The sequence below is a fragment of the Pseudomonas sp. R1-6 genome, assembly GCF_051132115.1.
Lineage (GTDB): Bacteria > Pseudomonadota > Gammaproteobacteria > Pseudomonadales > Pseudomonadaceae > Aquipseudomonas.
The window spans coordinates 1,846,675-1,862,417 of the sequence record NZ_CP071662.1 but is presented as its reverse complement, the minus strand read 5'-3'; the positions used below and the strand labels follow the sequence as shown (position 1 = coordinate 1,862,417).

14 protein-coding genes are annotated in these 15,743 nt (G+C 61.8%); 5 read left to right on the top strand and 9 right to left on the bottom strand.

Translation table 11 applies throughout. The annotated features are described in order from the left end of the window. Window positions 1–62: 62 nt before the first annotated feature. The 4 genes from J3P81_RS08660 to ppsA all read right to left on the bottom strand — a co-directional run bounded on the left by J3P81_RS08660 (window position 63) and on the right by ppsA (window position 5,205). Complete coding sequence (locus J3P81_RS08660; protein ID WP_420764749.1) at window positions 63–1,058, bottom strand: zinc transporter ZntB; 996 nt, start codon at window positions 1,056–1,058, stop codon at window positions 63–65. Window positions 1,059–1,083: 25 nt separating this feature from the next. Continuing rightward, the gene (gene rraA / locus J3P81_RS08655; RefSeq protein ID WP_420764750.1) at window positions 1,084–1,575 is read right to left on the bottom strand and encodes a ribonuclease E activity regulator RraA; all 492 of its coding nucleotides are present in this window, start codon (window positions 1,573–1,575) and stop codon (window positions 1,084–1,086) included. Between the two features lie 128 nt (window positions 1,576–1,703). Next, on the bottom strand, window positions 1,704–2,693 hold the full coding sequence (locus J3P81_RS08650) for an alpha/beta fold hydrolase (protein ID WP_434563197.1): 990 nt from the start codon (window positions 2,691–2,693) through the stop codon (window positions 1,704–1,706). 136 nt (window positions 2,694–2,829) lie between these two features. Then, complete coding sequence (ppsA, locus tag J3P81_RS08645; protein WP_420764836.1) at window positions 2,830–5,205, bottom strand: phosphoenolpyruvate synthase; 2,376 nt, start codon at window positions 5,203–5,205, stop codon at window positions 2,830–2,832. A 184-nt stretch (window positions 5,206–5,389) separates the two neighbouring features. Between ppsA and ppsR the strand changes: the two genes are divergently transcribed. Beyond that, entirely contained in the window at window positions 5,390–6,208 is an 819-nt protein-coding gene (gene ppsR / locus J3P81_RS08640; protein WP_420764752.1) for a posphoenolpyruvate synthetase regulatory kinase/phosphorylase PpsR, read from the top strand. A gap of 121 nt (window positions 6,209–6,329) precedes the next feature. Here ppsR and J3P81_RS08635 read toward each other — a convergent pair whose 3' ends face one another. The 4 genes from J3P81_RS08635 to J3P81_RS08620 form a co-directional block, all read right to left on the bottom strand. Continuing rightward, window positions 6,330–6,557 carry an MbtH family protein gene (locus J3P81_RS08635; protein WP_420764753.1) on the bottom strand — a complete coding sequence of 76 codons (228 nt, stop codon included), beginning with the start codon at window positions 6,555–6,557 and terminating at the stop codon, window positions 6,330–6,332. Window positions 6,558–6,640: 83 nt separating this feature from the next. Beyond that, window positions 6,641–8,050 carry an aspartate aminotransferase family protein gene (locus J3P81_RS08630; protein WP_434563195.1) on the bottom strand — a complete coding sequence of 470 codons (1,410 nt, stop codon included), beginning with the start codon at window positions 8,048–8,050 and terminating at the stop codon, window positions 6,641–6,643. A 122-nt stretch (window positions 8,051–8,172) separates the two neighbouring features. Continuing rightward, entirely contained in the window at window positions 8,173–9,504 is a 1,332-nt protein-coding gene (locus J3P81_RS08625) for an ATP-binding protein (protein ID WP_434563193.1), read from the bottom strand. Next, entirely contained in the window at window positions 9,504–10,184 is a 681-nt protein-coding gene (locus J3P81_RS08620) for a response regulator (RefSeq protein WP_420764756.1), read from the bottom strand. The genes J3P81_RS08625 and J3P81_RS08620 overlap by 1 nt, the downstream gene beginning before the upstream one ends. 212 nt (window positions 10,185–10,396) lie before the next feature. Between J3P81_RS08620 and J3P81_RS08615 the strand changes: the two genes are divergently transcribed. The 4 genes from J3P81_RS08615 to dsbG all read left to right on the top strand — a co-directional run bounded on the left by J3P81_RS08615 (window position 10,397) and on the right by dsbG (window position 14,778). After that, window positions 10,397–11,335: a sel1 repeat family protein gene (locus tag J3P81_RS08615; protein ID WP_420764757.1), complete on the top strand. Its 939-nt coding sequence runs from the start codon at window positions 10,397–10,399 to the stop codon at window positions 11,333–11,335. 103 nt (window positions 11,336–11,438) lie between these two features. Beyond that, window positions 11,439–13,166 carry a protein-disulfide reductase DsbD gene (gene dsbD, locus J3P81_RS08610; protein WP_434563191.1) on the top strand — a complete coding sequence of 576 codons (1,728 nt, stop codon included), beginning with the start codon at window positions 11,439–11,441 and terminating at the stop codon, window positions 13,164–13,166. Next, window positions 13,166–14,035 (top strand): TlpA family protein disulfide reductase, encoded by an 870-nt coding sequence (locus J3P81_RS08605; protein WP_434563189.1) that lies wholly within the window; start codon window positions 13,166–13,168, stop codon window positions 14,033–14,035. Before dsbD ends, J3P81_RS08605 begins: the two co-directional genes overlap by 1 nt. Further along, complete coding sequence (gene dsbG / locus J3P81_RS08600) at window positions 14,011–14,778, top strand: thiol:disulfide interchange protein DsbG (protein WP_434563186.1); 768 nt, start codon at window positions 14,011–14,013, stop codon at window positions 14,776–14,778. The genes J3P81_RS08605 and dsbG overlap by 25 nt, the downstream gene beginning before the upstream one ends. Before the next feature lie 149 nt (window positions 14,779–14,927). On the opposite strand, the gene J3P81_RS08595 is transcribed toward dsbG, so the two are convergent. After that, complete coding sequence (locus J3P81_RS08595) at window positions 14,928–15,740, bottom strand: alpha/beta fold hydrolase (RefSeq protein WP_434563184.1); 813 nt, start codon at window positions 15,738–15,740, stop codon at window positions 14,928–14,930. Window positions 15,741–15,743: the final 3 nt, after the last annotated feature.

Genomic DNA, 15,743 nt, shown 5'->3' with positions numbered 1-15,743 from the left:
CGCACCTCTCGTGATGTCTGTGGAAGACGCGATCAGATTTCGTCGGGTCACATGAAACCCCATCACACCCAACGCAAACGGCGAAACAGCCACCATTGCCCCAGCGCCACGCAGACCATCAGCAGGCAAGCGACGAGGAAACCATAGGGGCTCTCGGAAAACGGAATGCCGCCGACATTGATGCCCAGCAGCCCCGTGAGGAAACTCATCGGCAGGAAGATCCCAGTGATGATGCCGAAGCGGTACATGGTGCGGTTCATGCGCACTGAAAGGCGCCGGTCCTCGGCCTCCAGTACCAGCCCCACGCGCTCGCGAGTCAGTTCCAGCTCTTCGAGATAGCGGGTCAGGCTGTTGTTCAATTCATTCCAGTAGTCACCGTCGTCCTCGACGAACCAGGGCAACTTGATTCGCGACATCTGGCCGAAAATATCCCGTTGCGGCGCCAGGAATCGCTTCAGCCCGGCAGCCCGGCGACGGATGTGCAAAATGGCATCGTGCTCAGGCGTATACCGTTCGTCGGTATCGAGCTTTTCTTCCTCGGTGTCGACGATTTCCGACAGGCACGTCACCAGGTCCTGCACCTTATTGGTCAGGTACTGCGCCATATAAAGGATGAGTTCCGAAGCTGTCCGGGGCCCCTTGCCCTCGGACAGCTCGGCCAGCAGCTCATCGGTGGCGCGCAAAGGGCGCAGCCGCAGGGAAATCACTCGCTGCGCCGCCGCAAAGATGCGCACCGACACCATGTCTTCCGGCTCGGCCCCCGGATTGAGGTTGATCCCACGCAAAAACAGCAGCAGTTCGGCGTTGGGCAGCGGCAGCAGTCGTGGACGGGTGTTCTCTTCAAGCAGCAGGTCGCAGTTGAATTCACTCAAACCACTGGATTTGCGCAGCCACGTATGGGTTTGCGGATGACTGCGGTCCCAATGCAGCCACAGGCTTTCATGGGCCTGCAGCTGCAGATCGTCAAGTTCGGTCCGGGCTATCGAACGCGCGCCACCTTTACCATCCAGCACCAGGGCATGCACCAGCCCCCATTGCGCGTTTTCTTCCTCGAACATCCTCATCCCTTATGGCTGCAACGCTTTATTCAGGCATCTTCAACGGGCTCGGCGAGACAATCACGCCGTTATTGTCCGCATAGACATACTCGCCCGGACGGAACGTCACGCCAGCAAAGGTGACCGCCACATTGAGATCGCCGATGCCACGCTTGTCGGTCTTCATCGGATGGCTGGCCAGGGCCTGGACGCCGAGGTCGGTCTGGGCAATGACGTCGACGTCGCGGATGCAACCGTAGATCACCAACCCTTCCCAACCATTTTTCGCGGCCTTTTCCGCCAGCATGTCTCCCAGCAGCGCCCGACGCAGGGAACCGCCGCCGTCGACCACCAGCACCTTGCCGTCCCCCTTGAGCTCGACCTGTTCCTTGACCAGGGAATTGTCTTCGAAACACTTGATGGTCACTATCTCGCCACCAAAGGAATCGCGGCCGCCGAAATTGCTGAACATCGGTTCCACCACTTGCACGAGGTCTGGATAGGCATCGCACAGGTCAGGCGTGAGGTAATGGTTCATCGAACAACTCCTGTATGGGCTGGAACGTCGGGCTGAAGTGAACCGCTGTTTGTGACCGGAACAGCGGAACGCGTCATATCTTAGCCGCAAGCAGTCCAGAGCGAAATGCCCTCCTCAGAGCCTTCGCGTCAAACCGCCTCCGCCAGGTGGGGTTGATCCGCCGGCAACGGTCCGCGCTGATCCTCCAGCCACCGAGCCACCAATGGCCAGACCTCGGCCTGGGCGGCTTTACTGACGAGCATTTCGACGTGGCCGAAATCATCGCCGAAGCCTTGTTCGCGCCCAAGGCAGACAAATTGCTTGTGCTCGGAACCGAACTGCTCGAACAGTTTGCGGCATGCCCAGGTAGGATCCTGCTGATCGCCGGCGGCGCTCACCGCCAGCACCGGCACCTGCACGTCGGCCAGGCCCGCCCACCAGTTTTTCTCGGCATCGCCGAAACGCCCGAACAGGCCATACCAGCGCAGGCTCTCCAGGGCCAGGCCGATGGGCTCATCTTCTGGGCCGCGCTTGAGCCTTGAACCGGACAAATGGGCGAAACGCTTGAGGATGAAGCGCCCGCTCCATTCAACCGGGGGAATTTTCAGTGGCCAATAGGTACGGCTGACCTGTGTACCAAAAAATGCCGCCGATGCAACGGCAGGCGCGCCCAGGTAATGGCCGCCCAAGGCCGCTGCCAGGGTGATGCCGCCCAGCGAGTGACCGATCCAATGGGGCACCTGCCCGCTCTGCTCGCGCACGAAGGCGCCGATGGCCGGCAAGTCATACCGGGCGTAGTCGGCCACGCGGTTGTTGCGGTAGCCCTGGTTTCGTTGGGATAAGCCATGCCCGCGCATTTCGGGAATCCAGACATCGAACCCCAACCGCGCCAGGTGCGCCCCCAGCCCCAGCCCCTTGGGCGAATACCAGAAGCGACGGTTGGAAAAACTGCCGTGCAGCAGGATCACCGGGACACCCCGGGTTTCGCCGACATCGGCCATGCCCAGCCGGGTGACGGCCAGCTCGACGCTGTAGTCGGGGCTGTTACCGGGTTTCAAACGATAGACATCTTCGCTCAGATCGCCACGCCGCTCGGCGCTGATCAGGGCGACAGGAAATAGGTTGCTGCTGCTTTGCATGATCTTCTTGCACAAAAAAGGGCGGCTTCCAAATGGAGCCCGCCCTACTTCAAATCAAAAGGGGCCGGAAGACTGGCCGCCGGATACCACAAGGAATTACCCCGGCTTACATTACCGATCAGGCCCCTTCACTCGATCAGACCGCAGCCTGCCCCTCAGCCAGGAAGAACCAGGTTTCCAGTACCGAGTCCGGGTTCAACGAAACGCTTTCGATACCCTGCTCCATCAGCCACTTGGCCAGGTCCGGGTGGTCCGAAGGGCCCTGGCCGCAGATGCCGATGTACTTGCCAGCCTTGTTGCAGGCGGCGATAGCATTGGCGAGCAGCTTCTTGACCGCCGGGTTACGTTCGTCGAACAGGTGGGCGATGATCCCCGAATCGCGGTCCAGACCCAAGGTCAGTTGGGTCAGGTCGTTGGAGCCGATGGAGAAGCCGTCGAAGAACTCGAGGAATTCTTCGGCCAGGATCGCGTTGGACGGCAGTTCGCACATCATGATGACGCGCAGGCCATTCTGGCCACGGGCCAGGCCGTTTTCCGCCAACAGGTCGACCACTTGGCTCGCCTCGCCGAGGGTGCGCACGAACGGCACCATGATCTCGACGTTGGTCAGGCCCATCTCGTTACGCACGCGCTTGAGGGCACGGCATTCGAGTTCGAAGCAATCGCGGAACGATTCGCTGATGTAGCGCGACGCACCACGGAAGCCCAGCATCGGGTTCTCTTCTTCGGGCTCGTAGAGTTTGCCGCCGATCAGGTTGGCGTATTCGTTGGACTTGAAGTCCGACAGCCGCACGATGACTTTCTTCGGCCAGAACGCCGCCGCCAAGGTGCTGATGCCTTCCACGAGCTTCTCGACGTAAAAACCGACCGGGTCGTCGTAGCCGGCAATGCGCTTGTCGACGCTGTCCTTGATGTCCTGTGGCAGGCCGTCATAGTTCAGCAGTGCCTTGGGGTGCACGCCGATCATGCGGTTGATGATGAACTCCAGGCGGGCCAGGCCCACGCCGGCGTTCGGCAGCTGCGCGAAGTCGAAGGCACGATCCGGGTTGCCGACGTTCATCATGATCTTGAACGGCAGCTCCGGCATGGCGTCCACGGAGTTCTTCTTGATGTCGAAGCCCAACTCGCCTTCGAAGATGTAGCCGGTGTCGCCTTCGGCGCAGGAAACGGTCACGCCCTGGCCATCCTTGAGCAGTTCGGTGGCGTTGCCGCAACCGACCACGGCCGGAATGCCCAGCTCACGGGCGATGATCGCCGCGTGGCAAGTGCGTCCACCGCGGTTGGTGACAATGGCGCTGGCGCGCTTCATCACCGGTTCCCAGTCCGGGTCGGTCATGTCGGAGACCAGCACGTCGCCGGCCTGGACCTTGTCCATCTCCGAGACGTCCTTGATGATCCGCACCTTGCCGGCGCCGATGCGCTGGCCGATTGCGCGGCCTTCCACCAGCACGGTGCCGGTTTCCTTGAGCAGGTAGCGCTCCATGACGTTGGCCTGGGTGCGGCTCTTCACGGTTTCCGGGCGGGCCTGCACGATGTACAGCTTGCCGTCGTCGCCGTCCTTGGCCCACTCGATGTCCATCGGGCACTTATAGTGCTTCTCGATGATCATTGCCTGCTTGGCCAGCTCGCTGACTTCGGCGTCGGTCAGGCAGAAGCGCGCGCGATCAGCCTTGTCGACATCGACGGTCTTGACCGAACGACCGGCCTTGGCTTCGTCGCCGTAGACCATCTTGATGGCCTTGCTGCCCAGGTTGCGGCGCAGGATGGCCGGACGACCGGCTTCCAGGGTGCCCTTGTGGACATAGAATTCATCGGGGTTCACCGCGCCTTGCACGACGGTTTCACCCAGGCCATAGGCGCCGGTGATGAACACGACGTCACGAAAGCCCGACTCGGTGTCGAGGGTGAACATCACGCCGGCGGTGCCGGTTTCGGAGCGGACCATGCGCTGCACACCGGCGGACAGGGCGACCAGTTTGTGGTCGAAGCCCTGATGCACGCGGTAGGAAATGGCACGGTCGTTGAACAGGGAGGCGAAGACTTCCTTGGCGGCTCGGATGACGTTTTCCACGCCACGGATATTCAGGAAAGTCTCCTGCTGGCCGGCGAACGAGGCGTCCGGCAAGTCTTCGGCGGTGGCCGAGGAGCGTACGGCGACAGCGATGTCGGGGTTGCCTTCGGAGAGCTTGGCAAAAGCCGTGCGGATTTCGCTGTTCAGCTTCTCGGGAAACTCGGCTTCCATGATCCATTGGCGGATCTGGGCACCGGTCTTGGCCAGGGCATTGACGTCATCGACGTCCAGGGCGTCGAGCGCATCGTGGATCTGCTGGTTCAGGCCGCTCAGTTCCAGGAAGTCACGATAAGCCTGGGCGGTCGTGGCGAAGCCACCCGGCACCGATACTCCGGCGCCCGCGAGGTTACTGATCATCTCGCCCAGGGATGCGTTCTTGCCCCCCACATGCTCTACATCATGGACGCCGAGCTTATCGAGGGAAACTACGTACTCTACCAAGGTGATCTCTCCACTGACTGTGTTGGAAAAGCTCAAGGTACCGGCGGCTCCAGGGGAGCGCTCACCGGCGATATGGCCTGGACCTGGAAAATAAGTGAGAATGCGGGCCACGGGCGGCCGGCAAATCGCGCCTATCATATCCAAGAATCGTGACTAGCTCACTAGCTTAAGGCCCAAGGCGCAAATGAAACGATCTGCTTTCTTTATCTCCGACGGCACCGGCATCACGGCCGAAACGCTGGGCCAGAGCCTGTTGGCGCAGTTCGAAAACATTACCTTCACCAAGCTGACACGCCCCTACATAGACAGCGTCGACAAGGCGCGGGCCATGGTACAGCAAATCAATAAAGCCGCCGAAAACGACGGTTTTCGCCCGATTATCTTCGACACCATCGTCAATCAGGACATCCGTGAGATTCTCGCAACGTCCAATGGTTTCATGATCGACATTTTTTCCACGTTCCTGGCGCCCCTGGAACAGGAACTGAGCGAACATTCTTCCTATTCGGTCGGCAAGTCCCATTCCATTGGTCACAACTCCAACTACATGGAGCGGATCGAGGCGGTCAACTTTGCGCTGGACAACGATGACGGCGCCCGCACGCATTATTACGACAAGGCCGACCTGATCCTAGTGGGTGTGTCGCGGTGTGGTAAGACGCCGACGTGTCTGTACATGGCGATGCAATTCGGCATCCGCGCGGCCAACTATCCGTTGACCGAAGACGACATGGAGCGCCTGCAACTGCCCAATGCGTTGCGCGCCCACCAGCACAAACTGTTCGGCCTGACCATCGACCCGGACCGCCTCACCGCGATCCGCAACGAACGCAAGCCCAACAGCCGCTATTCGAGCTACGCCCAGTGTGAGTTCGAAGTGCGCGAAGTGGAAAACCTGTTCCGGCGGGAGAACATTCCCCATATCAACTCCACGCATTTTTCCGTGGAAGAGATATCGGCGAAGATCCTGGTGGAGAAAGGCGTGGAGCGGCGGTTCAAATAAAACCCGCAACACCACAAAGGCCTGCGGGAGCGAGCCTGCTCGCGATAGCATCACCTTGGTCTGACTGAAAGACCCAGTTGCCTGCATCGCGAGCAGGCTCGCTTCCACATGTGTCCGCGGTCTACTGCGCTAAGGCCGCCTGCTCTTCCATCTTCTTGCGCAAACTCAACGGGCGCATGTCGGTCCAGACCTCTTCGATATACGCCAGGCATTCCTTCTTGAAGCCGCTTTTGCCGACCGTACGCCAGCCTTCCGGGATGGCTTTGTAGTCCGGCCAGATCGAATATTGTTCTTCGTGGTTGACCACGACCTGGAAGAGGATGTCCTCGCGATCGAATACTGAAGTCATGGTGTTTCTCCGTCATTGCTCAAGGTTCGCCGCGCCACGGGCGCAGCCAAGGTATGAAAGGAACGTACCGGGCCGAGGGAAAATTAGGCATCGGCCACGGCGGCTTCCAGGGCGCGCCGGAAAATGTCGGCGACCCGATCGATTTCCGTCGCCGTGATAATCAATGGCGGCAGGAACCGCACCACGCCGCCCTGTCGGCCGCCCAATTCCAGGATCAGCCCACGCTTGAGGCACTCGCGCTGCAAGCGTGGCGCCAGACGCGCATGCACCGGTGGGTGACCTTGGGTGTCCGGCACGCCCGCAGGGTCGACCAACTCGACGCCGAGCATCAGGCCGCGACCGCGAATATCGCCCATCTGCGGGAAATCCCGTTGCAGGATTAGCAAATGCTCGCTCAAGCGCTCGCCCATGGCGGTGGCGTGGGCCGGCAGGTCGTGTTCCACCAGATAACGCATCACAGCGCAACCGGCTGCCATGGCCATCTGGTTGCCCCGGAACGTGCCGGCATGGGCGCCCGGCGCCCAGGTGTCGAGCCAGTCGCGATACACCACGACCGCCAGCGGCAGGCTGCCGCCGATGGCCTTGGACAGCACGACCACGTCCGGGACGATTCCGGCATGTTCGAAGGCGAACATCTTGCCGGTCCGGCCGAAGCCACTCTGGATTTCATCGACAATCAACGCCACCCCGGCCTGCTCGGTGATCCGCCGCAAGCCACGCAGCCAGTCGAGGTCGGCCGGTACGACGCCGCCCTCGCCCTGCACCACTTCGACGATGACGGCCGCTGGCAATTGCACGCCGGCCTCCGGATCGTTCAGCAGGTTTTGCAGATAATGCAGGTTGGCCTTGACGCCTTCCGCGCCACCCAAACCGAACGGGCAGCGGTAATCGTAGGGATACGGCATGAACTGCACGCCGTTGCTGAGCAAGGCGCCCAAGGGCTTCTTCGGCCCCAGGCTGCCCATCAGGCTCAACGCACCCTGGCTCATTCCGTGATAGCCGCCCTGGAACGACAGCACCGTGCTACGCCCCGTCGCGGTACGTACCAGCTTGAGCGCCGCTTCTACGGCGTCGGTGCCGGTGGGGCCGCAGAACTGGATCTTCGCCTCGGCGACCAGGGCTGCCGGCAACAGGCCGAACAGATCCTGGACAAAGCGGTCCTTCACCGGCGTGGTCAGGTCCAGGGTATGCAGGGGCAGTTCATCGGCAAGCACTTGCCGGATCGCCTCGATCACCACCGGGTGGTTGTGCCCGAGCGCCAGCGTGCCGGCGCCAGCCAGGCAGTCGATGAAAGTACGGCCCTCGACGTCTTCGACGTACAGCCCCTTGGCGCGCTTGAGCGCCAGGGGTATGCGTCGGGGATAACTGCGTGCATTGGATTCCTGGCGGTTCTGGCGCGCCAGCAACGGTGATTCGTCGAATTGGTAAAGCGTCTCGACCGGCGTGGAGCCGCCTCGTACTGTCGACGCTTCGATAGGACTTGTGACTGACATGTTCTCGACCCCGCAATGAGTGACCAAACGGCGCACCGGGCAGGTGCGCATTCGCAGCGCACATGCAGGTTTCCTGTTGTGGGAACGCATCAGCGAGGCACGGATTTACTGCCTCGGGCTATCTACTGAGTCAAAGAGGCTTGCACCGGCACGGTCAGCTCGACCCGCAGCCCGTCCGGGCGGCTATCGAACTGCAAGCCGCAGCCGCATCGCTGAACGATGGCTTCGACGATCGCCAGCCCCAACCCGCAACCTTCGCTCTGCCCATTGCGCCAGAAGCGCTGCGTCAGGTGCTGGACATCGTCGGCGGCAATGCCGGGCCCATGGTCGCGTACCTGGAAACGCACACGCTGGCCCACCATTTCCAGGTTCAGCTCGACGTCAGTATCGTCCGGGGTATGGCGCAAGGCGTTGTCCAACAGATTGCGCAGCGCGGCTATGGACAAGACCGCCGGCATCTGGACCGGCGCATCGGACAATTGCGGCGAGACATGCAGCCTGATTCGCTGGGGAGCGCCATTGGCCGCGTCCTGGATAGCCAGCCGCGCGACTTGCGCGGCATTGCATTGCACACCGTCGTCGAACGACAGGCTGCCCTCGACCCGGGCCAGCAACAACAATTGTTCCAGGGTACGGTGCAACCGATCGGCGCCCTCCTCCGCCCGCGCCAGGGACTGGTCGCGAGCGGCGCCGTCGGTCATGCGCGCCACCTGCAGGTGCGTCTTGATGGCGGTCAAGGGGCTGCGCAATTCATGGGCCGCGTCACCGGTCAGGCGGCGCTCACGTTCGATGGCCTTGCCGATGCGCAGCAGCAGCTGGTTCTGGGTTTCCAGCAAGGGTTGCAACTCGCTGGGCAACGGCTGGATCTGCAACGGCTCCAGGGAGTCCGCGTTACGCCGCGTCAACGCATCGCGCATGCGATTGAGCGGCGCCAAGCCCTGGCCGACGCCTAGCCACAACAGGCACAGGCAACCGATCAACGCCACGCCGACCGGCACCGACGCCGCCAGCAGCACCGACATGTTCAAGGCTTCGCGTTCAATCTGGCGGTCGGCGGTGGTGATACGCAAGTCGCCACGGGCCAGGGTGAAGCTGCGCCACGGCGCGCCATCGATCATCTGGTCATGAAAGCCCATCTTCTCGGCTTCCAGCGGTTGTCCCGGGGTGTCGTGGCTGCGTGCCAGGATTTCGCCCCGCAACGAGGTAACCTGACAAGCCATGCCCCCCGGGACGCTCAGTTGTTCGGCGCTGAAATGCGTACCCTCACCCTTGCTGGGCACCGGCGGCAATTGCTCCAGCAGCCCGGCGACCATCTGTGCCGAGGCGACCAGGCGCTGATCCAGAGAAAACATCATCTGATTGCGCAGGTCGCTGAGCATCCACGCCGCCGCCAAGGCCCAGATCAGGGCAAATGCCGCGCCCAGGGTCAGGCTCAAGCGCAATCGCAGGCTCATCACTTGGAAGATTCCCCGCCGTCGGCCGGCCCCAGGCGATAGCCCAGCCCGCGCACCGTCTCGACAACGCCATTGCCCAGTTTGCGTCGCAGGTGGTGGATATGGACGTTGAGCGCATTGCTTTCCAGCTCGTCATTGAAGCCGTAGACGCTGTCCTTGAGTTGCTCGGTGGAGAGCACCCGGCCACGGCTGTGCAACAACGCCTGCAATAGCGCCTGCTCGCGCCGGGAGAGGTCAACCGGCTGGCCGTCCAGGGTGGTTTCCCGGCTGCTGGGGTCATACGTCAGGCGACCGTGCTCGATCAGGTTGACGCTGCGCCCGGCAACGCGCCGCAACAACGTATGCAGGCGCGCCGCCAGCTCGCGCAGGTCGAAGGGCTTGAGCAGATAGTCATCGGCGCCGGCCTGCAAGCCGTCGACACGGTCGGTCACCGAGTCCCTCGCGGTCAGGATCAGCACCGGGATTTCCAGGCCCTGCTGGCGCAATTGCTTGAGCAGCTTGAGGCCATCTTCATCGGGCAAGCCGAGGTCCAGCACCATGACGTCGAACGTCGCCACGCCGACCATCGCCCGCGCCGCCGATGCTGTGGCGACGTGCTCGACCGTCAGGCCTTGAGCCGTGAGCCCGGCCACGATGCCGCTGGCAATCAGCGCATCATCTTCGCATACCAATACGTGCATGAACGCTCCATGGGCAAAAGCCGCGATTGAACCAAGTGAACATTAAGGCGCAATTATGGCAGCCCGCAAAGCCGTGGGTGCGAGGCATACCAGTAACCGTTGGAAACATTCGAACCCATCGCCATACATATATACCGCACCCGAATGGACCGTCGCTTTTACTTTGGTACCCGCTGGACACATATTTTCCTTATTGAAGCAGGTATCCCAACATGTATACGCATACGAACGCGCTGCTCAGTTACGCCGACTTTGTCACCGCGATCCAAAACCTGGTCGACCATGTAAAAAAGCAACGAACAATGGCGACAAACGAGGGCCTGGAGTTATACAACCTGGGAGAATTCAACAGGGCGAAACTCCATCTATTGATAGCTGCCACGGATGGCAACAAAGAAGCGCAATATGCCTTGGCGGAGGTGCTGAGGCGTGACGCCGGAAACATGACCGAAGAGGCGCGAAACTGGTACCAAAAGGCTGCTGGTCAAGATCATTTCTACGCCCTGCTGCGACTGGCGGACGAAACGTCGTTGGCCAAGGCCAAGGCATTGGCTGAAGCCAACGCAGACCCGGCTGAGCGCCTGCTACAGCTTTACGAATTGACGGGGGACATCGAGTCGTTGAGAAAATCCGAGCGAGCCGGTTCCTCCGAGGCCAAATGTATCCTGGCTTACTTGTATGGAAGGGATGAAAAACTTGTCCCCTCCGGCCTCACCCCAACGGCTGAACAGACGAGACTCCTGCTGGAGGCCGCGATTGCGGGCTTGCCCAAAGCCATGGCGTGGTACCCCAGACTGTTAACAGTACGCGATAAGACAACCAGACGTGCCTGGCTGGAAAAGAGGCTTCAGCTCAATGATGTCAATGCCTTGCTGGACTACGCCTTTGCGATCTCGACGGAATACGACATGGACGAGGATGAACAGGAATACGGCTACGAAAAAGACCTTGTCAAAGCCTACGCTCTGCTCTGGCTGGTCAGTGATACAACGCGCCAATTCAAGCGCCACGCTGATACTGTCAAAAATCTCGCCCACCTCGAAGCGCAATTGACCGCGCAAGAAATCACCGACGCCAAGCAACAGGCCCAAGCGTGGAAACTGAGCCATCCCCCGATGTCCGAATACCGGTTAACCTATCAGGAATTCTGATTGGCCCGACGGGTGCCGGCACGTTTGTAGGCTGGCGTTAACTTAAGGTTAATCGCCAGCCGCCACTGTGCGCCTCACTCTCCTGGTTCTAAGGCTCTACCCCATGCGTCGATTGTTTTTGCTGTGGCTGTTTCTGATCTCGGGCCTGGCCCAGGCCGCCAATCCCTTCGAAACCAAGCCCGACTTCCTGCCGGTGGAAAAGGCATTCGTCTTTACTTCCGAACGCCTGGACTCAGGTGAAACCCAGTTGTTCTGGCAGATCGCCGACGGGTATTACCTGTATCAGCAGCGGCTCAAGTTCGATGGCCTGGCCGAAGCGCAGAAACCGAAGCTGCCCGAGGGCGAAGCCCACAGCGACGAGTTCTTCGGCGACCAGCAAGTCTACCGCCAGGCATTGGAGCTGAAGATTCCCGCCGGGGCTACCGGCAAGGTCAAGGTCGGTTTCCAGGGCTGCGCCGATGCGGGCCTGTGCTATCCGCCCCAGACCCAAATCGTAGACCTGGGCGGCGCCGCACCGGTGGCAAGCACTGGCGAGGCGCAAGACCAGGCGCTGGCCAGCGGCTTGCAGCAGCGCGCGCTGGGCTGGAGCCTGCTGGTGTTCTTCGGCCTTGGGCTGTTGCTGGCGTTTACCCCTTGTTCGCTCCCGATGCTGCCAATCCTGGCGGGATTGGTGGTGGGTAGCGGCGCCGGCCCCCGGCGCGGCCTGGCGTTGGCCGGCAGCTACGTGATCAGCATGGCGATGGTGTACGCCGCCATGGGCGTGCTCGCCGCGCTGTTGGGAGCCAATCTGCAGGCATTGCTGCAACAACCGTGGTTGCTGGGCACCTTCGCGGCCATCTTCGTTGTATTGGCGCTGCCGATGTTTGGCTTTTTCGAACTGCAACTCCCAGCCGCCCTGCGTGATCGCTTGGAAAACGCCGGCCGCCAGCGCCGCGGTGGCAGCCTGGTGGGTGCCGGCGTTCTGGGAGCCCTGTCCGGTCTGTTGGTAGGGCCGTGCATGACTGCGCCGCTGGCCGGCGCGCTGTTGTACATCGCCCAGAGCGGCAACGCGCTGCATGGCGGCCTGATCCTGTTCACCATGGGTGTCGGCATGGGCCTGCCGCTGTTGTTGCTGGTGACCGTCGGCAATCGTTTCCTGCCCAAGCCAGGCGCCTGGATGAACCTGCTCAAGGGCGTATTCGGCTTCCTGTTCCTGGGTACCGCGTTGCTGATGATCCGCCCGGTCATCGACGGCTCGCTGTGGATCGGCCTTTGGGGCGCTCTGCTGCTGATTGCCGCTTACTGCGCCTGGCGCCAGACCCAGGGGTTCGGTCGCGCGCCCTATCTGTGGGGCAGCGTATCGCTGCTGTTCGGGTTGTGGGGAAGCCTGCTGGTGGTCGGGGCGGCGGGAGGCAGCGACGATCTGTTCAAGCCGCTGGAGGTCTACAGCGGTGCCCGGGGCAATGCGACTGCCCAGGCACACGACGCCTTCATCACCGTCAGCGAGCCCGCCGCCCTGCAACGGGAATTGGACAGCGCCAAGGCCCAGGGCCAATGGGTCCTGCTGGACTACTACGCGGATTGGTGCGTGTCGTGCAAAATCGTCGAGAAACAGGTGTTTGGCCGCGCCGAAGTCATGGCCGCGCTTAGCGACGTGCGCCTGCTGCGCCTGGACGTCACTGCCGACAACGCCGCCAGCCGAGCGCTGCTCCAGCGCTACCAGGTGCCGGGCCCGCCCAGCCTGCTGTGGATCGGGCCCGACGCAGAAGAACGCCGTGGCCAGCGCATCACGGGCGAGATCGATGCCAAAGGCTTCCTGGAGCGTTGGAACCTGACCCGGGATGCAGGCTGATGCTGACCTTTACCCTGGGCACCTTTGCCATCGCTATCCATCACCTCCTGTTGATCAGCGCGCTGGCATTGGCGACGTTCGTCGGCTGGCGAGTGGCCAAGCGCGGGGGCGAGAACCCCGAGTCGGTGCTGTTCGTGCTGTTTTTGCTCGGTCTGCTCGCCGCGCGAACGGGTTTTGTCGTGGCGTACTGGAACCATTATCGGGACGACCTCTGGCAGATCGTCGATCTGCGCGATGGCGGTTTCCTTGCATGGCCGGGGATATTGGTGCTGTTGGCCGCGGCGCTGCTGTGGGCGCGGCGCCGACCGACCCTGCGCCGGCCATTGGGCTTTGGTGTGGGCAGCGGCCTGCTGTTCTGGCTGGTGGCGACAATGTCATTGACCATCTATGACCAAGGCACGCGGTTGCCGGAGATCGAGCTGCGCAACGCCGACGGCCAAACGGTGAAACTTACCGACTATCAGGGCGGGCCTCTGGTGGTCAATCTGTGGGCCACCTGGTGCCCGCCCTGCCGTCGCGAAATGCCGGTGCTGGAAGCCGCTCAACTGGAACGCCCGGACCTGACGTTCCTGTTCGTCAATCAGGCCGAAAGCATGCATAGCGTCAGCACTTACCTCGCCACCCAGGGCCTGAGCCTGCACAACGTGCTGTTCGACGGCAGTGGCCGTCTCGCCCAGGCCGTCGGGTCAATGGCCTTGCCGACGACCCTGTTCTACGGCGCCGATGGCCGCCTGCTCGGCAGTCATCTGGGTGAACTGTCGGAAGCCAGCCTGGCCCGCGCCCTGGAAAATTTCGAAACGCCGGGTCCAACCTCGGCGATCCCACCTTCTACAAGGAAACTGCCATGCTCCGCCTCCACCACCTGCTGACCCTGGCTTTCGCCGGCGCGTTGCTGCAGGCACCGCTGCTTCACGCCGAAGAATTGCCAGCGGCCATCAAGAAGATCGAAGCCAAGGGCGCGAAAATCGTCGGCACCTTCCAAGCACCGGACGGCCTGCGCGGCTACGCGGCGCAATATCAGAACCGTGGGATGGCGCTGTACCTGACGCCGGACGGCAAACACGTCCTGCTGGGCAACCTGTACGACGCCGACGGCAAGGACTTGAGCGCCGAACCGCTGCAAAAACTGGTCTATGCCCCGATGGCCAAGGAAATCTGGGCGAAAATGGAGGCCAGCAACTGGATCGCCGACGGCAGCAAGGACGCACCGCGCACCGTGTACCTGTTCAGTGACCCCAATTGCCCGTATTGCAACATGTTCTGGGAACAGGCCCGGCCGTGGGTCAAGGCCGGCAAGGTGCAGTTGCGTCACATCATGGTGGGCATCATCCGCGAAGACAGCCCCGGCAAATCGGCCGCCCTGCTCGCGGCCAAGGCGCCGGAAAAGGCGCTGGCCGACCATGAGAAAGCCGGCAAGGGCAGCTCGCTCAAGCCGCTCAAGGAAATACCACCGGCCATCCAGGCGAAACTGGACGCCAATCAGCAATTGATGGACGAGTTGGAGCTGTCCTCCACTCCAGCCATTTTCTATCTCGATGACCAGGGCGAACTGCAACAGCAGCAAGGCGCGCCGTCGTCGGACAAACTGGTGAAGATTCTCGGGCCTAAGTGATCCGGAACACTGAACTGTGGCGAGGGGATTTATCACCGCTGGGTCGCGAAGCGGCCCCAATCCTGTCGACTTGGTTTGTCAGCTTCACCGAGGTTTCTGGTTTTGGGCTGCTGCGCAGCCCAGCGGGGATAAATCCCCTCGCCACAAAGTCAGTGCATCCGTTTCAGAAATCCCAACAACGCTTCAGTCACACATTCCGGATTCTCCAGGTTGGATATATGCCCCGCCTGCGCAATCAGCATGTGTTCGCAGCCGATCAGCTCGGCCATTTCCAGGGCCTCGGACGGTGGCCGCGGCTTGTCCTGGTCGCCACACATCACCAGCGTGCGCCTGGCATCCAGTTCAGGCAGGCGCGACAGGATGTCGTCCCGACCAAAAATGATCCGCCCCAACGGCACGATACTGTCCCTCAGGCGATCCGTTGGCAGCGCGGCCAAGGTGGCACGAAACTGCCGGTAGAGCGCCGACTGCGGATCGATGCCCGGCCGGAAGAAAATCGGCACGATGATATCCAGCAGCGGCTCGGGCACGCTGCCACTGGCCTCGATCTTGTCGAACAGTGAAAAATAATACTGGCGGGTCGGTTCCGGCTCTACCCCGACGTAGGTGTCCATCAACACCAGCGAACTCACTCGCTTAGGCGCTGCCAGCGCCAACCGCGCCCCCCACATTCCGCCCACCGACAGGCCGACCAGGTTGAAGCAGTCGATATCCAGGTGATCCATCAACGCCAGTGTCTGGCGGGACAGGTCGTCCAGTGAGGCCATGCCCTCGGGAAGTCGCCCGGATTGCCCGTGGCCCCATAGCTCCGGGACGATGACCCGATAGTGTTTCGACAGGGCATCGACCTGTGGCGCCCACATGCTCTGGTCCCACAAATAGCTGCTACCCAGCACCACTACCGGGCCTTGGCCCTGGTCCAGGTAATGGAGCGGTTGTCCGTCAATCGTTGCAAAGGGCATCGG